General features: G+C 40.1%; 18 protein-coding genes. 7 read left to right on the top strand and 11 right to left on the bottom strand.

Annotated features, from left to right (window positions below; translation table 11 throughout):
* Window positions 1-130 precede the first annotated feature (130 nt).
* The 10 genes from AB5542_RS07625 to mce all read right to left on the bottom strand — a co-directional run bounded on the left by AB5542_RS07625 (window position 131) and on the right by mce (window position 8734).
* Window positions 131-1297 (bottom strand): FecR family protein, encoded by a 1167-nt coding sequence (locus AB5542_RS07625; RefSeq protein WP_279040232.1) that lies wholly within the window; start codon window positions 1295-1297, stop codon window positions 131-133.
* Window positions 1298-1368: 71 nt separating this feature from the next.
* Entirely contained in the window at window positions 1369-1908 is a 540-nt protein-coding gene (locus tag AB5542_RS07620) for an RNA polymerase sigma-70 factor (protein WP_279040231.1), read from the bottom strand.
* Between the two features lie 81 nt (window positions 1909-1989).
* A complete protein-coding gene (locus tag AB5542_RS07615; RefSeq protein ID WP_279040229.1) occupies window positions 1990-2760 on the bottom strand; it encodes a TIGR02757 family protein in 771 nt (256 codons plus the stop codon).
* Window positions 2761-2856: 96 nt separating this feature from the next.
* The gene (gene mnmD / locus AB5542_RS07610) at window positions 2857-3513 is read right to left on the bottom strand and encodes a tRNA (5-methylaminomethyl-2-thiouridine)(34)-methyltransferase MnmD (protein ID WP_118304069.1); all 657 of its coding nucleotides are present in this window, start codon (window positions 3511-3513) and stop codon (window positions 2857-2859) included.
* Window positions 3514-3516: 3 nt separating this feature from the next.
* On the bottom strand, window positions 3517-4545 hold the full coding sequence (locus tag AB5542_RS07605) for a threonine aldolase family protein (protein WP_087422299.1): 1029 nt from the start codon (window positions 4543-4545) through the stop codon (window positions 3517-3519).
* Between the two features lie 102 nt (window positions 4546-4647).
* Complete coding sequence (locus tag AB5542_RS07600) at window positions 4648-5856, bottom strand: sodium ion-translocating decarboxylase subunit beta (protein WP_370819163.1); 1209 nt, start codon at window positions 5854-5856, stop codon at window positions 4648-4650.
* Between the two features lie 78 nt (window positions 5857-5934).
* Window positions 5935-6369: an acetyl-CoA carboxylase biotin carboxyl carrier protein subunit gene (locus tag AB5542_RS07595; protein WP_087422297.1), complete on the bottom strand. Its 435-nt coding sequence runs from the start codon at window positions 6367-6369 to the stop codon at window positions 5935-5937.
* Between the two features lie 12 nt (window positions 6370-6381).
* Entirely contained in the window at window positions 6382-6726 is a 345-nt protein-coding gene (locus AB5542_RS07590) for an OadG family transporter subunit (protein ID WP_087422296.1), read from the bottom strand.
* Window positions 6727-6731: 5 nt separating this feature from the next.
* Window positions 6732-8291: an acyl-CoA carboxylase subunit beta gene (locus tag AB5542_RS07585; RefSeq protein ID WP_118304065.1), complete on the bottom strand. Its 1560-nt coding sequence runs from the start codon at window positions 8289-8291 to the stop codon at window positions 6732-6734.
* 38 nt (window positions 8292-8329) lie between these two features.
* The gene (mce, locus tag AB5542_RS07580) at window positions 8330-8734 is read right to left on the bottom strand and encodes a methylmalonyl-CoA epimerase (protein ID WP_087422294.1); all 405 of its coding nucleotides are present in this window, start codon (window positions 8732-8734) and stop codon (window positions 8330-8332) included.
* A 267-nt stretch (window positions 8735-9001) separates the two neighbouring features.
* Here mce and AB5542_RS07575 point away from each other — a divergent pair, with 267 nt between their 5' ends.
* Entirely contained in the window at window positions 9002-9415 is a 414-nt protein-coding gene (locus AB5542_RS07575) for a hypothetical protein (protein ID WP_270542763.1), read from the top strand.
* A 350-nt stretch (window positions 9416-9765) separates the two neighbouring features.
* Here AB5542_RS07575 and AB5542_RS07570 read toward each other — a convergent pair whose 3' ends face one another.
* On the bottom strand, window positions 9766-10317 hold the full coding sequence (locus AB5542_RS07570) for an RNA polymerase sigma factor (protein WP_027202993.1): 552 nt from the start codon (window positions 10315-10317) through the stop codon (window positions 9766-9768).
* Window positions 10318-10658: 341 nt separating this feature from the next.
* Here AB5542_RS07570 and AB5542_RS07565 point away from each other — a divergent pair, with 341 nt between their 5' ends.
* From AB5542_RS07565 to AB5542_RS07540, 6 genes are all read left to right on the top strand, one after another.
* Window positions 10659-11129 carry an RNA polymerase sigma factor gene (locus AB5542_RS07565; RefSeq protein WP_279040920.1) on the top strand — a complete coding sequence of 157 codons (471 nt, stop codon included), beginning with the start codon at window positions 10659-10661 and terminating at the stop codon, window positions 11127-11129.
* 93 nt (window positions 11130-11222) lie between these two features.
* A complete protein-coding gene (locus tag AB5542_RS07560; RefSeq protein ID WP_279040922.1) occupies window positions 11223-14006 on the top strand; it encodes an ATP-binding protein in 2784 nt (927 codons plus the stop codon).
* A gap of 96 nt (window positions 14007-14102) precedes the next feature.
* A complete protein-coding gene (locus AB5542_RS07555; protein ID WP_279040924.1) occupies window positions 14103-15224 on the top strand; it encodes a FecR family protein in 1122 nt (373 codons plus the stop codon).
* A gap of 77 nt (window positions 15225-15301) precedes the next feature.
* Window positions 15302-18874: a TonB-dependent receptor gene (locus tag AB5542_RS07550; protein WP_279040926.1), complete on the top strand. Its 3573-nt coding sequence runs from the start codon at window positions 15302-15304 to the stop codon at window positions 18872-18874.
* 12 nt (window positions 18875-18886) lie between these two features.
* Complete coding sequence (locus AB5542_RS07545) at window positions 18887-20371, top strand: RagB/SusD family nutrient uptake outer membrane protein (protein ID WP_288215220.1); 1485 nt, start codon at window positions 18887-18889, stop codon at window positions 20369-20371.
* Between the two features lie 10 nt (window positions 20372-20381).
* Window positions 20382-21254, top strand: coding sequence for a hypothetical protein (locus tag AB5542_RS07540; protein WP_147331734.1), 873 nt, complete (start codon window positions 20382-20384; stop codon window positions 21252-21254).
* Window position 21255: the final 1 nt, after the last annotated feature.

Here is a 21255-nt window from a genome sequence, read left to right as displayed (position 1 = left end):
CCAATAATTTTTCATAACTTTGTGAAGTTTTATTGTTATTAAAATGAACTTGATGTTACTGGAATAACGTCAGTTCGTGATTTAACTAATGACGGGGAATGCTGGAACATTTTCCGTCTTTTGTTTATTACTATTTCATTTCATTACTCGTTACAAGGATTGTTTTTCCTTTTATTTCGAATGATACGCTGACGGTTGAACCAATAGCTTTTAGTATCTTGTCAATTTGTTCGTATCGCTTTAGATAACCCGTAAAACGAATGTTGCGTGATTCTTGGTTTGTGTAAAAAACTTGACAATCGTACCACAAGGCAAGTTTATCCATGATTTTTTCCAAAGGTTCTTCTTCAAACACGAAGAGGCCGTCTTTCCAGGCAATATATTGCTGTGGGTTTATATTCTGAATATCGATTTTGTGTTGTTTTTTATCAAACAAGGCCAATTGAGACGGATTTAAGATTATTTCCTCTTTTTTACCGACGATACTAACACCAACTTTACCTTGAACTAGAACGGTACTAGTATAGTCAGGATCGTGCGTGTTGACGTTGAATGTTGTTCCATACACTTTTATCTGTATGTTATCGGTTATCACGTAGAATGGTTTATTCGGATCTTTTGCCACCTCAAAATAGGCTTCTCCGGATAAATGTACCTCGCGTTTGTCGGGATCGAAACAAGTCGGGTATTTTAGCGTGCTGGCGGAATTGAGATAAACGAATGTTCCATCTGGTAAAGTTAGTTTGTATTCGCCTCCACGTGATACCTGCAATTCGTGATATTCTTTTGGTGTGGTAATGTCTTGCTTTTTATTGTATATCAGTTGAGAATTACTATCCACGATTTGTACGTAGGAGGGAAGTTCGTTTGTCGTGTGTTCCTGTGTTTGAAGTTGTATACTTTTGCCTCCGGAGACAAGTAGTACAGCTTTTGGGCTGCCTGTCTCAATTTTTTCTGACGTAGTTTCGATCGCCTGTTTCTTGGGATAGAGAATGAGACCGATTGTGAAAAGTACGATGATGATAGCGGCATAACGGCAGACGATCTTCAGGTGTAAAGAAAGTCTTCGTTTGCGGGTGTGCTGTAAAAAGGTCTTTAAAGCATGTTGTGTATTCACGTGACGGTACATTTCCCTTTTGGCGATAAAGGTTTTGTTTGAGGTTAATTTCTCAAACAAAAGTCGGTTGGTTTCATTTGATTCTTTCCATGAATGAAGTTCTTCTTTTTCTTCTTCCGTTAGATTGTTTGTCAAGTAACGGAAAATCATGTCAATGATTTGATTTTTATTTTTAAGCATACATTTTTATCTCCTATTTTATATAGAGACAACAAGAGGTACTAAAAGTAGCACGCTGAAAATCGAAAAAATCAGATTATTTCTAAAAAAAGAAGGATATAAAAGAGATTTCCCATCTTTTCTTTTAGTTGTCGGAGAGCCTTTTGTTTTTGGCTTTTTACAGTAAGTATTGAAATCTGAAGCGTTGAGGCTATTTCCTCATTCTTCTTTCCTGCCAGATGTAATTCGAAGACAGCCTTACATTTTTCGGGTAATTCCCTGATTGCTTTAAAAAGTAAACGATATACTTCTTCTTCTATCTCCTGTTGTTCGTCTTCATCTGAGGCATTGGCATGAGCCATCGTGTAAGAAATATATCGTTTCTCGACTTCTTTATGTTTTAAATAGTTGAGGCAACGGTTTCTGACGGAATGGTATAGAAACGAGCGGAATGCAATAAAGGATGCATATTTATTTGGGGATTCCCAAAGATCTGTGATTAGCTCCTGCACAATATCTTCAGCAGTTGATTGTTCTTCCACGAACCGGAGGGCATATATAACTAATGGGGTATAAAAATCCTCAAACAAGATTTTAAATGCTCTTGTTTCCTTTCGATTGATTTGGCTCATAAATTGATCCTCCGAAAACATACTTCTAATCCCCACGAATTTACGAGCAAATGTAGTAAATCTTACATTGAAATCAAATCTCTATTTAATTTTCTCAAAAGCCCCCAACCCGAAAAGTGAAAAATCATAGCGAATCGGATCGACAGGATCCATTTCCCGGAGACGTGCAGTAAGTTCTTCCACGGCTTTCCGGTCATTCTGGTTACGGGTAAGGAGGCCTAGTTGACGACTCACGTTACCCGTGTGCAAGTCAAGCGGAATCAATAGGGCAGAAGTGGGAATATCTTTCCACAGGCCGAAATCCACCTCTCCGTCGTGTCTTACCATCCAGCGCAGAAACATATTTACCCTCTTCGCTGCTGAACCCTTCTCCACGTTAGCGATATGTCGCAGTACTCTTGTCTCGGCAGGTAAAGAGGTGAAAACAGAATACCACTCTTTTAGAACTTCAAACATATCTTGATGCTTTTGGTAGGCCCGTGTGAAAACGGTTTCCAATCCCCCGTGATGGCGATAAATATTCGCTAGCGATTTCAAAAAGTAAACACAATCGTAGCTATTAAAAGTGCGGTGCTTGAAATTGCAGAAACGTTCGTAGTCTTGGTCTTCCGCCTGCATCACGAAATCATAGGGTGCATAATCCATTAATTGCATCAACTCCTTGCATTTCTTGATAATCGTGGGCCGCTGTCCCCATGCTAATGATGCTGCCAGAAATCCGGCAATTTCGATGTCCTCTTTTCCTTCGAAACACTTCGGTATCTGAATCGGATCGGTTTCTATAAAGAATTCCGATTTATTGTATTCTAAATACTTCTCGTCAAGTAATTGTTTTAAGTCTTTGGAAAACACGGGGCAAAATTTAAAATATTCTGTGATTGTCGATTCAATGATTCTGTGATTTTAGAAACATCTGATCGGAAATCATGAAATCGCTAAATCATGAAATCATTTCACTGCTCTCAACATCTCCCGTTTCCCCGGGGGACCGGGAAGGCGTTTCAAGTTAAAACCGATATTACGAAGAGCTTGTTTCACGGTTCCTTTTACGCAGTAGGTCGTGAGAATTCCTTCCGGTTTAAGCGCTTTGTAAAACTTGGTAAGCATAGATTCCGTCCATAGGCGAGGTTGTACGTCGGGGGCGAAAGCATCGAAAAAGACCATATCGAAATATTCGTGAAAATTAACTTCTTCGAAATCTGCCCGATGCTTGTGGAGCGTGAAATAAGGGGTGATGACAACATCCTCTTCCCAAGGCGCATTATGTAATTGTTGAAACAGGAGAGCATCTTCCGGGGTGAAGAGGTCGGAATAATTAATCTGTTCCACCTCCTGAGGTGTCAGCGGGTATTTCTCGAATGTGTGAAACACCACCTTGCGTTCATTATCCCTCGCCTCAAGCAACGTTAGAAAAGCATTTAGACCTGTTCCGAACCCGGCCTCCAAAATCCGGATATTCTTCTGCCCGTAGTATTCAATGCCTGCTTTTATAAATATATGAGTAGATTCTTGTATGGCCCCGTGAATGGAATGATAATGCTCGTTCAGTTCCGGTATATACAGGGTGGTACTTCCGTCTTCTGTGGTAATAATTTCTCTATCCATCTTCTAGCATAATTCTTGACGCAATAGGTTTGCGAATTCGATGACATCATTTTCCGTGGTGTCAAACGAGCAAACCCATCTCACTTCGGCCGCATCTTCATCCCACACGTAAAAGAAACATTCATCCTGAAGTTTGGTAATCTTTTCTCGCGGGATGATAGCGAAAATCTCGTTTGCCTCAACCTTCTGCGTGATGCTCACGGAAGGAATCTGCTCTGCCGCATTAGCGAGCTTTTGTGCCATGGCATTTGCGTGTGCGGCTGATTTCAACCATAAATTATCTTTTAGAACAGCTGAGAACTGGGCGGCGATAAAGCGCGATTTGGAATGTAGCTGCATCAACTGTTTCCGGATATATTTAACCTCTTTCGACATCGTGGTGTTAAAGAAGACGACAGCTTCCCCGAACATCATGCCGTTTTTGGTTCCCCCGAAGCTTAAAACGTCGATTCCCACTTCTTTCGTGATGCTGGCCGGGGTACATCCCAAGTATGCAACGGCATTTGCCAGACGGGCTCCGTCCATGTGAACATACATATCGTGGGCATGGGCGAAGTCACAAATTTCTTTTAATTCATCATGCGTGTAGACTGTTCCGAGTTCCGTACACTGAGTTAGCGAGATGATTTTCGGTTGGGCGTGGTGTTGATCATCAAATCCATGCATATGATTGTGTATCAATCCCAGAGTGAGTTTTCCGTCAAATGTGGGAACGGTCAACAGCTTACTGCCGGTTTGTTTCTCGATAGCCCCGCACTCGTCCACGTTAATATGAGCTGTTTCCGCACAAATGATCGCGTTATATGAATGAGTGAAAGCCGAGAGACTCAATATATTGGCTCCCGTTCCATTATAAACGAAATACACGTCAACATCGTCTCCGAAGATTTGTTTGAAATCTTCGATGGCTTTTTCCGTGTATTTGTCTTCCCCGTAAGAATGTTGATGTCCGAAGGCTGATTCTTCCAGTGCTTTAAATACTTCCGGTAATACTCCGGAAAAATTGTCACTACCGAAACCTCTAAGTCCCATGAATAGAATAAATTAGTTTATGGTTAAAAGAAAATAATGTATAATGAACAGAATATAAAAAGACTACCTCAAAGTAAATTTGAGGTAGTCTGAAATATTAGGTTATCCTAAGAATGACAATAATATACCGGCTGCAACGGCAGAACCGATAACTCCGGCCACGTTCGGACCCATGGCGTGCATCAACAGGAAGTTTCCTGGGTTAGCTTCTTGTCCCACATTCTGTGATACGCGGGCTGCCATCGGAACTGCAGAAACTCCGGCAGAACCGATCAACGGGTTGATCTTGTTCTTGGTAAACAAGTTCATAAATTTTGCCAGTAATACACCACCGGCACTACCGATACCGAAAGCTAGAACTCCGATCACCAGGATAGCTAATGTTTGAAAATTCAAGAATGCAGCAGCCGTAGTCGTGGCTCCGACCGAGATACCTAAGAATATCGTACAGATATTCATTAGTTCATTTTGAACTGTTTTACTCAAACGTTCAACTACACCACATTCACGCATTAAGTTACCTAACATCAAGCATCCGATTAGAGGGGCTGCAGAAGGTAATAATAATGATACAAATATGGTTACAACGATCGGGAATACGATTTTCTCTTTTTTAGATACTTTACGCAATTGTTTCATCACAATCTCCCGTTCTTTCTGGGTTGTTAACGCTTTCATGATAGGTGGCTGTATCACAGGAACCAAAGCCATGTATGAATAGGCGGCTACCGCGATCGGACCAAGTAAGCTCGGTGCTAATTTTGAGGTTAGGTAAATAGCTGTCGGACCATCTGCCCCTCCGATAATTCCGATAGATCCAGCTTCAGCATAGGTAAAGCCTAATGCGAGAGCTCCTAGGAACGTTGCGAAGATTCCGAGTTGAGCTGCAGCTCCCAAAAGAAAACTTTTAGGATTTGCCAATAATGGACCGAAATCCGTCATGGCTCCGACACCAACAAAGATTATACAAGGATAGATTCCTAATTTTACCCCTAAGTACAGGTAATCTAGCAAACCAACGTTATTGGAATTAGTGAAGTTTGCCCAATGTACGTGTCCTCCATCAAAAAGTTCTGGATGGAATAATCCGGCTCCGGGTAAGTTCGTCAATAACATACCGAAAGCTATTGGCAACAATAATAACGGCTCGAATTTCTTCACGATAGCCAAATAAAATAGCACGCATGCCACAACTATCATGACTAAGCATAGCCAATTCCCGGCGAAAAGTTGGGCAAATCCCGTGTCATTTAAGAATTTAGACACTTTTTCGCCCATATCAATTTCTTCTGCACTAGCGGCAAAAGGCATGATAAATATACCGAGTAATAAGGCTATTTTTAACAGGTATTTTTCCACTTGTCTCATTTTCAATTGTTTTACGGTAAATTAAACCAAATCAACAAGCGGATCATCCTGAGAAACACTTTGACCAGCTGTTACATGTATTGCTTTCACTTGACCGTCAACACTTGCCACGATATTATTTTCCATTTTCATGGCTTCCATGACTAATAGACAATCTCCGCGTTTTACTTGACTGCCAACTTTCACGCTAATAGCGGAAATCGTTCCGGGAAGCGGTGCTTTAATGTAGGTAGTCTTGTTACTTGTTGCAGATGTACTTTGAGCGGAACTCTTGTATGTAGTTGAAGTCGGTATGGCAGCAGGTTTACGAGGAGCTGTGGTAGCAACCGTGTTTTTGCTTTCGTATGATACTTCATAAGATATACCGTTCACCTCAACTGTAGCTTTGTCATGATCCGTTACATTCACAGTTACATCGAAATTGTTTTCGTCTATGGTGATTTTGAATTTATTCATAATCTGTTTATTTTACTTATTAAGGTTTCTCATACCGTAAATTTTAGAACTCCACGGAGAATAACGTTTTTCAACTTCTTCGATCGTGATCACGTGAGGTTCCTCGTCATGAGAGTTGAAATATAAATGCATAGCCATAGCGATGGCAGCTTGTTCGTGAGGTGTCGGATGGGTATCCGTTGTCACTACTGCTTTTTCCGTGTCTTGAACTGTTTTCGCATGATCTTCTACTTGATTCGTCAACTTGGTCTGTAAGTTAATAATCCAGATCAAAAGAATCAATAGCAGAAATACTGTTACCATCCCCACGCCTGTAACGAGGAGTGCGTAACCCCAGTTAATTGCTAATGTAATCATATGAATTACAACGGTATATTTGAGTGTTTCTTCATCGGGTTAACAACGCGCTTGGTCTGTAAAGACTGGAAAGCACGGATAATGCGGAAACGCGTGTTACGCGGTTCGATAACATCATCAATGTATCCATATGAAGCGGCTTTGTACGGGTTCGCGAAGGCCGAGTTGTATTCTTCCTCTTTCGTGGCAATAAATTTAGCTTTTTCCTCGGGATCAGAGAGTGCTGCCAATTCTTTACCATACAACACCTCGATAGCTCCCTTAGCTCCCATAACGGCGATTTGTGCCGTGGGCCAAGCGTAATTGAAGTCTCCACGCAATTGTTTACATGACATCACGTCGTGAGCACCTCCGTAAGATTTCCGTAAAGTAACGGTTACTTTAGGCACAGTCGCTTCTCCGTAAGCAAACATTAATTTTGCTCCGTGAGTGATGATTCCACCATACTCCTGTACACGTCCCGGCAAGAATCCCGGTACGTCAACCAAGGTCAATACCGGAATGTTGAAACAGTCGCAGAAACGAACGAAACGTGCAGCTTTACGAGATGCTTCAATGTCAAGAACTCCGGCATAGAAGTTCGGTTGGTTAGCGATAACGCCGACAGAACGTCCGCCCATACGGCAGAATCCGACAATGATGTTACGGGCATAACGTTTGTGAACTTCCAAGAATTTTCCGTTATCCACGATAGCTTCAATGACATCCATCATGTTATACGGTAAATTCGGATTATCAGGAATTATTTCGTTTAACCGATCTTCCAGACGGTCAATCGGGTCATTGCATATGGCAATCGGGGCCTCTTCCAAGTTGTTGGAAGGTAAATAAGAAAGCAAATCGCGAATGATAGAGATACCCTCTTCCTCGTTTTCTGCCAAGAAATGAGAAACACCGGATTTCGTGGAGTGAACTTCTGCACCTCCTAATTCTTCGGTTGTGATATCTTCTCCCGTTACGGTTTTCACTACTTTCGGACCGGTTACAAACATGTATGATGATTGGTCAGTCATCAGGATGAAGTCCGTCAAGGCAGGAGAGTACACGGCACCTCCGGCGCAAGGGCCGAAAATAGCGGAGATCTGCGGGATAACTCCTGAAGCGAGAATATTCCGTTCGAAAATTTCCGCATATCCGGCTAAGGAGTTAACCCCTTCTTGAATACGAGCACCACCCGAATCATTCAATCCGATAATGGGAGCTCCCACGGTCATGGCTTTGTCCATCACCTTGCAAATCTTTTGAGCTAACATTTCGGAAAGCGCTCCTCCGAAAACAGTGAAGTCTTGAGCGAAAACAAATACGAGACGTCCGTCAATTGTTCCTTGTCCGGTTACCACACCATCACCCAAGAATTTGGTCTTTTCCATCCCAAAGTTATAACAACGGTGTGTTATAAACATATCAAACTCTTCGAAACTATTTTCGTCCAGCAACATGGCGATTCTTTCGCGAGCGGTATATTTCCCTTTTTTGTGTTGGGATTCTATACGCTTTTCCCCTCCGCCAAGCTTTGCCTGCGCGCGTAATTCGATTAACTCTTTGACTTTATCTTGATTTGTCATATTATCAAAATTTATATGAGCTGATTATTTAAAAGAAATTATTTCGTTCCGCAAAGTTCAGTTAATACTCTGAACGTTGATTTCGGGTGAAGGAATCCGATTCTCAATCCCTCTGCACCTCCGCGCGGAGCTTTGTCGATTAACTGGCAACCTGCAGCTTGTGCATCATTCAATGCGGCTTGAACATCTTCAACAGCGAAAGCGATGTGGTGCATACCACCCCCGTTTTTCTCAACGAATTTACCGATAGGGCCTTCCGGGTCAGTTGATTCCAGTAATTCAATTTTAGTTTGTCCTACTTTAAAGAAAGCTGTTTTTACTTTTTGATCTTTTACTTCTTCAATAGCATAGCATTCTAAACCTAATACTTTTTCATAGTATGGGATTGCTTCATCTAAACTGGCAACTGCGATGCCGATGTGTTCAATATGTGTTGGTTTCATAACAAAAAAACATTAAAGTTAGATATTATATTTTAATCATTTAGCTTATTTATAGCGCACTTTCTTCGAATATTTCTCTCGTTCCAATATTTATGCGCGAAACTACTCATTGTTCTTGCGATTTTCAAGTAAAAGCGGTAAATATTTTCAAAAAAAACGAGTTTATACTTGTTTTAAATAAAGTATTGATAACTTCATCATTATTCGTTACGTAAACCCTATTTAGAAAGAGTGAAATTTATATTGATAATAAAAATATCGGATATTATGAGTAAGCAAAAATTTGTCGTTTTTTTGATCGCCATCATTGGTATGATTGCGACGTTTCTACCTTGGTATGAAATCGGTGGCTTGGGAATGATCATGGGGTATCAAACCGTTGGTTGGTTTACGTTTATCATGTTTGCCCTTGTTTTTCTTTTTGGCTTGCGAAAAGAGGCAAAGCAGGATATGTCCATGGGGTTACTATACCTCGGATCATTTTTTTCGTTGCTTGCCGCTTTCATGGTTTTGTGGCAGATGATCACGCTCGGTCTGGACAAGGAAGGGGGGAGTATGTCGGTTGCCGGTAACGTGCTGGCTAACGACACTCGTGTTTTATACGGGGCTTACCAGATCGTTATTGCTGGAATCTGTTTGCCGTTCGGGGCTTTCCTTTTCCGTGATAGGAAAAGAAGATAAAAATGCAGGTATATTCTTTGGGAAAAAGTTTACCGGGAGCAGGTAAACTTTTTCAACCCTGTTATATGGATATTAATGCCTATATAAGATAATTTTTTCTTATATTTAATGTATATTTATCGTATCAACTCCTATTCAACTCCCATTCATCTCCTATTCAACACTAATTATTATAGGAATTAGATTGAAAATAAAAAATAAATATGAAGATAGTAATTCTATTATAATACCTGTGATATTACTCTTTTATTATTTTTATGGGTAGAAATGCTTTCTGAAAACCTGATTAATTGGATTTGAGATAGGACAAAAGTTATAAAAAATATATGGAAATGACGGGTTTGCAGAATTTATTTATCCACGTGTAGCAAGTGCTTGGCGAAAAAAAGGATAATATATTCGTGTCCGATAATCTTTCGTAATTTGGTGTACATTTCTTTTTTGAGAGATTTCACGGAGTTAAGAGAGATTCCCAGCACGTCCGCAATTTCCGGGTTTGATTTGCCTTCTAATGCGAGGGTGGCGATTTCGAGGCTACGTCCGGAGAGTTGGTTGATGGCGGAGTGTACACACCGGATCATTTCCTGAGTGGCAATTTCTTCTAAAAACGAATCTTCAGAGGGTAACTCATCCTTTAACTGTTCGGCATCTTCTGTTTTAAATTTGTTCCGTCTCAAGATATCCATACAGATATTTTTTGCCGTGATATAAATGAAGGCAACCGCGTTTCGCTTGGTGTAGGAATCATCCAAGCGTTCGTACAATTTGAAAAATGTCTCCTGCGTGGCGTCCATGGCTTGTTCCCTGTCTTTTAGATAGGTATTGCAGAATCCCCACACGGCTTGAAAATAATCCGTGTACAGTTCTTTAAATGTATCTATACCGTTAATAGAGTCGCTCATGTCAGGAATTTTATCCACACAAATATATGGTGAAAAGTTTAAAAGCAAAAATCTTCTTGGTTGAAATGAACTGGAAGTACATAATCAATGTATGTCAAGGTGTCATTGATAAAAGAAGCATTAATGGTTCGTTTAATAATATTGATTTCTGTTTTCGTCAGGGACGTTACTCTAAAGAAAAATCCTTGATGTATGTTTTTGATTTTGAGGGAAGAATAAAAAATACATCAATTTTGGTAATTGTGTGCTATTATTACTATTTTTGAGGATTATTAAACGAAGGTTTAATCCTGTTTTGAAATTATGTGAGAAAACGGGGGATTTCGTAGGGATCGGCATTTATGACGGAAGAGAAAGAGAAGATTATTGCTCGACTATATTGCAAGTTGAGGCATGAATTGCGTGTTTATGCTGCTCGCTATTGTCCTGATGAGGCTGAAGATATCGTGCATCAGGCTTTCGTGAATGGCTATGACAAGATCGTGGAAGAACGAAATGAATCGGAACAGCGTTCCTATCTTTATTCCACGGTAAAAAATTTGTGTCTGAATTTTATTCGTAATTCTCGTCCGGTATACATGGATTTATCACCCGAGTTGATGACCGAGTTTGTTGTCGTGGATACTCATGATTATATGTACGAACTGATCGGTCGCTTACCGCGAAAAGAGCGTTGTATTTTAGAATTAGCCTTACAAGGATATGACACGAAGGAAATCGCCGAACAAATTGGCATGGAGTATAATACCGTGCGGCATTACAAGAAAGAGGCTTACGCTAAAATACGAGAGGCATTGAAAAATGAAATTTAGCGGCCTGTTTTATTTTGAAAAGAAAGCCGGAGTGAAGGATATTTTACTATTTTTGTGGGATTAGGCGTTGAATATAATCAAATTTGTAAGGTCGTGGATAATAATGGTCGGTTCAATAGTGGACGTGTTCAAGATTTATTGAATAAGGCACGAATGGGTTGGTGGGAAGCTGATTTCTCTAAAAAACAGTATGTCTGTTCTGATTTTCTTCGAGAATTGTTAGACTTGGGCGAAGATGGGATAATCAGTTTTGTTGATTTTCGTAAGTTGATCCGGGAGGATTATCGTTTGCGAACGGTGAACGAATTTCGTTTTGGAAAAACCCAGAATATATATGACCAGATTTACCCGATCGAGGTGAGAGGAAAAATCGTGTGGGTACGAGTAAAATTGTGTTCTAGGGAGGTGGATGCCGAGGGGAATATGAAAACCTGTGGTTTCATGGAGTGTCTTGATGTCCCGGAGAATATGGATACGGAGGAAACGGCAATGGAGCGTGTGAACAATTTGTTTGCCCAGCAGAATAGTATCTCTCGCTCGTTGCTTTCATTGCTTCGTTCCGGGGATGTGAGTAGTGTTATTAATAAGATATTGGGCGATATTATGCAGCATTATCCGGAGGGGTGTACCTATATTATAGAGTATGATTGGGAAAATCGCACGCAGACCTGTCGTTACGAGGCGGGAAATTACAAGTCTTTCAAGAAAAAGAATTACATGGAGCAATTCCCGATGAGTAATATTCCTTGGTGGACGAAACAGTTGGCCGGAAATGCGTCCCCGATTATTTTTGCTAGCTTGGACGAGTTACCGGAAGAGGCAAGCGAGGAAAAAAGGCGTCTGACGGAGCAAGGGGTGAAATCGCTTATTGTTATCCCGATGTTTTCAAAAGACGGCGTGTCCGGGTATGCCGGTATCGACATTTTGGATAAGCCTCACGTGTGGAAAAATGAGGATTACCAGTGGTTTGCCTCGATGGTGAATATTATCAGTATTTGCATGGAACTCCGGAAGTCGGAGGATAAGGCTCAGGAGGAGAAAAAGTTCTTGGCTGATTTGTTTAAACATATGCCGGTGGGGTATGTGCGGATGAAATTGTTTTATGATGAGGATGGACACGTGAAGGATTATTATTTCATGGATTCGAACACGATGGCTCAGATTCTTTACAACACGAGGGGGAATAGTTGGATCGGGAAATATGCTAGCGAGATTGATCCGCATTTTGCGGAACGGGTGCCTGATCTGGAACGGGTGATGCGAAATGGAGTTGTACGGGATATAAATTATCATCTGGAAGAGAAAAATAAGTATTTTCATGCAGTGATGTATTCTCCTTGCAAGGATGAGGTCGTGTTAATGTTTTCGGATATGACCGACACCTTCTCTGCCCACGAGGCGTTGGACCGGAGTGAACGTTTGCTACGTAATATATATCAGAATATCCCGGTCGGGATAGAGTTGTATGATAAAGACGGGTATCTTGTCGATTTGAATGATAAAGACCTTGAGATGTTCGGGTTGGCCAAGAAAGAGGATGCATTGGGAATTAATATGTTTGAAAATCATCTTATACCGGAGGAGATGAGGGAAAGGATGAAGAGAAGGGAAGATGTGAGTTTTTCTTTGGTGTATGATTTTTCGAAATTGAATGGTCTTTATGTTTCTAAGAAGACGGGGAGGTTGAATTTACTGACGAAGGTGACGACGTTGTATGATGCGCAAAATAATTTGATCAATTATTTGTTGATCAGTCTGGACCGGACGGAAGCCACGGAGGCGTATAACCAGATTCAGGAGTTCAAGGATTTTTTCACGTTGGTGGGGGATTATGCACAAGTCGGATACGCGCATTTTAACGCCTTGACTCGTAACGGGTACGGTCTGGATAGTTGGTATAAGAATGTGGGAGAAGAGATCGGGACACCTCTGCCGCAGATTATCGGGGTACACTCGCATTTTCACCCGGAGGATCGGGCTTTAATGCTTGCTTTTTTGGCGGATGTAATTGCCGGGAAGCGGACGCATTTACGGAATGATATGCGAATCCGACGGGCTGATGGGCATTACACGTGGACGCGGGTGAACGTGTTGGTGAGGGATTATCGCCCGCGGGAAGGAATGATCGAGATGATTTGTATTAATTATGATATTACGGAATTGAAGGAGACCGAGGCGAAGTTGATCAAGGCGAAGGATAAGGCGGAGGAATCGGATCGTTTGAAGTCGGCGTTTTTGGCGAATATGAGTCACGAGATTCGGACGCCGTTGAATGCGATTGTAGGTTTTTCCAATTTATTGGCTTATGTCCAAGAGGAAAGTGAGCGTGCGCAATATATCGGTATCGTGGAGGAGAATAACGAATTGTTGTTGCAGTTAATTTCGGATATTCTGGATTTATCAAAAATCGAGGCGGGGACTTTTGAATTCGTGTATGATCGGGTGGACGTGCGCCAGTTGTGCGAGGATGTCGTGACTTCACTCCGGGTGAAAGTTCCAGCCGGGGTTGATTTGTGTATAGCTCCCAATTTGCCGGAATGCTGGGTGTACAGTGATAAGAATCGGTTACGGCAGGTTATTTTCAATTTTGTGAATAATGCTTTCAAGTTTACGACTTCCGGGGAAATTGCCGTGGGGTATACGTTGAGAGATGGAGAGGTTGAAATATCAGTGACGGATACGGGCGTGGGCATCGAAGAAGAAAAGCAGAAACAGATTTTTGACCGTTTTGTTAAATTGAATAGTTTTGCTCATGGAACAGGTTTAGGATTATCTATTTGCAAGAGTATCGTGGAACAGGTGGGAGGTCGCATCGGGGTTAATTCTGAACTGGGGAAGGGTTCTCGCTTTTGGTTCACACATTCACTGGGTAGATAATATTTGTATACAATATGATTGTTAATGTAAGTTAAATATAAATTTTCTTTCATACATTTTTGTTGTTCATGTGTAACATGGATATAAGACAAAAAGATGATGAAGGAACTACATAAATTAATCACGAGGGACATCTTTGATTGCTTGTCGGAAGAGGATGCCGAGAGGTTACGAGAGTTGCGTGCCGAGCTGCATATTGATGATGAGGCATACAGGCAAATGAAAAAGATGATCACCAGCCGGGAGGTTCACGAACGGATCATGGAGGTAAGGAAAAAGCCGAGCCGGATGATAAAGATGATGCGTTACGCGGCCATTCTGATTTTACCCGTGGCTGTTGCTGTCTATATCTTCATAAGTCAAGGAAATGTAATAAAGCCGGAAATAGTGGTACAAAATCAAGTCGAAGAAAAATTACCTGTTCCGGTTCGTAAACAGGCCATGCTGGTTTTGGAAGACGGTTCTGTCTTGCAACTTCAGAGAGTGGAGGGTAAAAAAGAGGTTACCTCGAATGCCATCACAAATGGAAATGAGCTTGTTTATTCGAAGAAAGATTCTTCAGAGAATAACGTGGTGGTTGAGTATAATACCGTGGTGGTTCCGAAGGGTGGAGAGTATCACGTGATGTTGGCTGACGGAACAAAAGTTTGGTTTAATGAAGAGACCCAATTGAGGTTTCCCGTAGATTTTGTTGGTGATAGCCGTGAAGTGTTTTTGAGCAAGGGCGAAATTTATTTGGAAGTGGCGAGAGATGAGAAACACCCTTTTATCGTACACACGGAGAATGGAGATATACAAGTGCTAGGGACGGAGTTTAACGTGAAGTGTTTACCGGATAAAAAGGTGGCAACGACTTTGGTGAAGGGTAGCGTGCAAGTGAAAGGGAGTGATGCGGAAGTTGTGTTAAAACCTAATCAGCAAGCAATTGTGGGTAACGTGATGAATGTGGTCTCGGTGACCGAGGTGGATGTTGAAGAAATTGTTTGCTGGAAGGATAACATGTTCTTTTTCCGGGACGTGGAATTGGAGAAAATTCTGGATCAATTGGCGGAATGGTATGGCTTTACGGTATTCTATGAGAATGCGGATGCAAAGCAGGAGAAGTTTTTTGTTCGAGTGGATAAATATGCCGAGGTCGGTAAGATCTTGGATGTAATTTCTGATGTTGGTAATGCTAAATTTAAAATTAGTGGAAAAGTAGTAACTGTATATAAATAGGAAAAGCGAGTGCTACCAACACTCGCTGCATCCCATGCCTAAAATGGCATAAGTGTTAAATTCTAATTTACAAATGTATGAAAAAAATGTTTGATTCTTGGGGAAGTCATGTCAAAAAAATTCCCCTTCAAGGATTGTTATGTCTTTTTATCTTGTGTTTGAGTTTGCCTCTTCACGCTCAGAATGAAGAAGGTAAAATAAACATTAACGTGAAGGAGGCCAGCGTGAAGGAGGTCTTGGAGGTGTTGAAGAAGTATAATTATCGCTTGGTGTATTCCACTGCCGTTATTGATGCCTGTAAGAAGAAAATAACTTTGGATATGAAGAAGGCTACTCCTTCGCAGGTATTGGATGAAATTTTTAAAGAAACGAATCTGGTTTACAAAATCGAGGGAAATCTGATCACGATTAAGGAGGTGAAAAAGGATGAGTCGCTTGTAGCTCAAGGGGTGGTTAAGGATGAGAATGGGGAGCCGATTCCGGGAGTATCCGTGTTGATCAAGGGAACTGTGACGGGAACAGCGACAGATAATAAGGGAAATTTTCAGCTAAAGGTTGCTAAAAACAGTGCGTTGATTTTTTCTTTTCTTGGGATGGAAACAAAGACTGTCTTTATTGAGTCGGAAAAACCAATACAGGTGGTAATGAAGGAGAAAACGAACGAAATGGAAGAAGTTGTGATTACAGGTTATCAAAAGATAAATAAACGGGAATCAACGTCTTCGATCGTAACGATGAAAGCTGAGGATATTATCGAGCCGATAGGTAATCGTCTGGATCAGATGTTGCAGGGGAAAATCCCGGGAATGGCTGTTTTACAACAATCTTCAACAGTAGGAGCTTCTCCAAAGATTCGTATTCGTGGTTCTTCTTCTATCATAGGTAATCGTGAGCCGGTGTGGGTTTTAGATGGAATAATTCTGGAAGATCCGGTACCATTGGACGTGACGGAGTTGAATAGTATGGACAATGTGAATTTGATTGGTAACGCTATTTCCGGTCTGAACCCGGAAGATATAGAACGAATTGACGTGTTGAAAGATGCTTCGGCAACAGCTATATATGGGGTAAAAGCTGCAAACGGAGTGATTGTTATTACAACTAAAAGAGGTAAATTGGGGGAACCTGTCCTTCGTTACACGACTTCCATGAGTTTGATTGCTCGTCCGACTACGGATATGATGCGATTGATGAATTCGAAAGAGAGGGTAGAAGTTTCAGAGGAAATTGTAAATCGAGGATTACAAACTGTTAGTGGTGTTCCTATCGGAACGATTGGTTACGAGGGATTGATTTACCAGCTATGGCATAATGAAATTACTCGTTCTGAGTTTGATGCCGGAGTGAAGGAGTTGAAAGAGATGAATACAGATTGGTATAAATTGTTATTTCGGAATTCTTTCAGTCACAGTCACACGCTTTCATTGTCTGGAGCAACGGATAAAGTGGGTTATTATTTTTCATTTGGTTTTTCCGATCAACAAGGAGCTTCATTAAAAGAAAGTAGTAATCGTTTTAATTTCATGTCTAATCTGGATGCAAGGCTTTTCCATGATAAACTAAATGTTAGCCTTAGTTTATCGGCATCAACTACAAATGGTTCAAGACCTTATATAGATCTTTATAAATACGCTTTCGAAACCTCAAGATCAATTCCTGCTTATAATGAGGATGGAACATTAGCTTACTATGCAATGAAAGAAGGTGAGTATGGTTCTGATTATTTGATGTATAATGTTATAAACGAGTTGAATGAAACCGGGTCCAAAAATAGGACTAATAGTTTGAATGTATCTATGAATTTGAGTTCCAAACTTACGGATTGGTTAAGTTGGGATGCTGTGGTTGGTTACAATACGAGTGCTTATAAGCAAAATAACTGGGCAACAGATAAAAGTTATAAAGTTTCGGCATTAAGGAGAACAGCTTACGGTTATGAACCCCAAGGCGATGATCTTAAAGATTTTAAATCTCATTCTTCCTTGCCTTTTGGTGGTATTTTAGATGAAGATTACACGAATAATACATCTTATACGGTGCGAACATCTTTATCATTTAATAAGTTATGGAATGATCATAGCGTTTCTGCCAGTGCAGGATTGGAGGTGCGGGGAAGTAAGTATGACGGGACTAATAGTGAGTCGTATGGGTACTTGCATGATAGAGGTAAAAAATTTATAGGGATTGATCCCGTGGACTATACGGGTTATGCAAATTATAGTAAATCCAATGTTCCGACGGTCATGGATAACACGACGAATAATATGTCTTATTATGCCACGTTTGCTTATGGTTTTCGGGGAAGATATGTATTGAGTGCTAATGTTCGTGGAGATGCTTCTAATAAATTAGGACAAGATAAGTCTGCTCGTTTTTTACCTATATGGTCGTTTTCGGGTAGGTGGAATGTTGCAGATGAATCCTTTATGCAGAACGTGAATTGGGTTAATGATTTGTCTTTCCGGGCTTCTTACGGTTTGCAAGGGAATGTAACTGATGCCCATAATCCGAATATGATTATCTCTCTCGGATCGTTGGATACGAAATCAATGCAATATATTGCTACATTGTCTTCTTTACCTAATCCGGGATTAAAATGGGAAAAGACGACTTCGATTAATTTGGGTTTGGATTTTTCTCTGTTCAAAGGTGCAATTTCTGCCACGGTAGAATATTACACGAAGAAGGGGAAAGATCAGTTGATTTCGGCGTCTGTACCTTCAACTAATGGGGCTACATCCGTGATGTTGAACGCCGGGACGATGAGTAATAAAGGCTGGGAATTATCGATCATGGCTACTCCGGTTAAAACAAAAAATTTTGCATGGAGTGTTAGTTTCAACACGAGTAAAAATTATAACAAGGTAACGAATTCCGAGTACGAGAGTGTGGAGACATACAATAATTATATAAACGGTTCGTTAATTCGTAATGGTAAATCTATTAATAGTTTCTATTCTTATCGTTATACCGGTTTGGATGAATCCGGTTTACCAACGTTTGCCGGGGTGAGGGCTACTGACGATGAGGGCAACGTGATTATTTCCAGCAGAGAGGAAGCTTTAGCAGCAGCGTTTGTTTATAGTGGTAAGCGAGAACCGGATTTTACGGGAGGTTTGTCGATGAATTTTAAATGGAAAAGTATTTCTTTGAATACTTTGTTTGCAATGTCTTTGGGGGCTAAGGTACGATTGAATGATTTGTACCAGGAGAGTGGGGGACGTATTCCTTATCCGGAAAGTAATATGTCCAGTGAATTCGTGAATAGATGGAAAAAACCAGGAGACGAGAAATACACCGATATTCCGGTATTAACGGATGTTTCTCCGTCAATTAATTCATATGCATATTTGGAAGGAGGGACTAACGTGATCGCTTCGAATATTTGGCAAATGTATAATAAATCTGATTTACGGGTAGTTGACGGGAGTTTTTTAAGATGTAAATCTATTTCGTTAACTTATTCTTTACCAAAAAGTTTTTTGAGTAAATGTTATATTAAAAGTGCATCTATTGGTTTAGGTGTAAGTAATCCATTTGTAATTAAGAGTAAGGATTTGAAGGGGCGTGACCCGGAACAATCTACTTTGGGATCTGGAGCAATCCCACCGCAATCAACGTATAGTTTTAGCTTGAATGTGTCATTTTAAATAATAGAAGTAATGAGAAATATATTGATAATCGGATTATTGTTATTAGGATTATCTTCATGTGATGATTTTCTTGAATACAAGGATAAAGATAAAATCATTCCGAAGGAATTATCTCATTTTGACGAGTTTGTCTATGGTGAAATTATTAATAAGACGGAAGGTTCTTTGATGAATTATTTATCTTATATGACAGATGAAACGATGAGTTACGTGTCGTCTTCCATGTGGCTATCGAAAGAAGATCTTCGTGATGAGATGTTTTCATATTTCACTTGGGCTAAAGAGCCTCAGGTGAGGAAAGATGAAGTAGAAGTAAATGATAAGGCATGGAGCTTTTTTTATCATCGGATATTGATGTGTAATATCACATTTGAACAAGTCAAAGAATTAGATGAGGATATTGAAGGAGTAAAAAATAGATTGTTGGGAGAATCCCTGTTTATGCGTGCATTGTCTTATTTTTATCTTGTGAACTTGTACGGAGAACCTTATGAAAGCGCTGCGCAGGCGAAGACTGCGTTGGGGGTTCCGATAAATGAAAATGTTGGAGTAGAAGCCAATGTTTATAATAGAGCTACTTTGGACGAGAATTATACGTTGATGGAGGAGGATTTGAAAGCGGCAATCACCTATTTTGAAAAAGGGCAAAAAAAAGGAGGTATTTATAGGCCGAATAAGGATGCTGCTTTGTTGTTGCTATCCAGGGTTTATTTATATCAGAAGAAATATGATGATGTAATAACGGTTGTTGATGATCTGCTTAAAACGACAGAGACTGAAATTATTCCTTATAGCACGTTGGAAAAATTTATATCGAGTGATGATGTCGTATATAAAGTGTATAATACTAACAATCCGGGAATGATTTTTTCTTGGGGTAAATTAGATGTTGATGCAACTGGCTTTGGATATGATCTGATGAGACATTCAAAAGCTTTTTTCTGTGCATCCAGCGAATTAATCGGGTTGTATGATGAGGGGAATGATCTTCGTTTTTCTCGATATTATGACAAATATGATTTTAATAATTACGATGAAGGTATATTTTACGTTGCGACAAAAAATTATTGTAAAGCGTCAACGGCTAATGAGGCGTACGATCAAGCGTTGAGATTGGAAGAGGCTTATCTGAATCGGGCAGAAGCATATATAGAAAAGGGTGAGTATGAATTGGGCATGGATGATGTTAATGCGATACGTGCGGAAAGAATTAAGGGAGAGTATGAATTAGTTGCAAATTCTGTGGATGAGGCGAGGGAATTCTATCGTTTGGAAAAACGTTTAGAATTTAGTTTCGAGGGATTGCGTTGGTTTGATATTCGTCGGTGGGGACTTGAAATAGAACATCTTTATCAGGATTATAGTACTCCGACAGTTATAAATCATTATGTTTTGAAGGCCGGAAGTCCGAATTATGTTTTGAGTTTACCATTGGAAATTCAACGTAGTGACGATAAAATCGAGAGATTTGAACGAGTAGAAACCAAACAATAAGATGATTATTATGAAAGCGATAAATATATTTATATTATTGATGTTCTTGGTGGGATTTTGTTGTTGTGATGACGAGGAGAATATTCATGTAGAAGAAGAGGGACCACGTCGTGATTATGATATAAATTCTACTGATCCGGTAAAGAAAATTGTATCTGAATTCTTTTTTAATACGGGAAAAGAATTTATTGTAGATCCGGATTCATCCGATTACCTGTATAATTTTGCAGAAAAGAATGGAGTGAAGATGTACCCCGTGAGTGATGCGAATAGAGATTATCTGTTATCTACAGTTCAACTTATTAAGTCAGGTTTTCTGGATTGCTACACGACAGAGTTTGTAAAAGAGAATTTTCCTTACAGTGTGATAATTGCAGACACTATTTATGATACCGGTACTTATTTAACCCCGAAGATTGTAGACAATATTGCTCGGATAAATTATTATGGTGTTAACGTGGCTGGTAAAGCTAATTTAGATTTAGCGGAGCAAAAGGCCTTTTTGGCTTTAGTACATTACGATTTCTTCAACACTTATCTCAGTGTATTCAAGGATATGAGTTTTGGTGAGACTTTTGAGTCTGTTTATGAAAAGAAAAGTCGGGTAAATGATAAACACTTAACAGAGGAAGAGGGGTACGCGGAAGGATTTGTAACGGTTTCTACTGGAACTACTTGGTTAGGTTCTAAATATACGGATTTTCCATCGGTAACGACCGATTTGAAAAATACATTCATATTTTTCTTGACAAAGGATAGTGATGAATACACGAGAGTGACTACAACTTATCCGAAGATTAAAGAAAAATGTGATGCAATCATAACAGATTTGACAAATTTAGGAATTGATTACAAGAAACTATTTTTTAACGGTATAAATTAAT

This window comes from Butyricimonas sp. RTP31003st1_G1_RTP31003_210430, assembly GCF_040920905.1.
GTDB lineage: Bacteria > Bacteroidota > Bacteroidia > Bacteroidales > Marinifilaceae > Butyricimonas > Butyricimonas paravirosa.
This window is presented reverse-complemented; position numbering and strand designations above follow the sequence as displayed.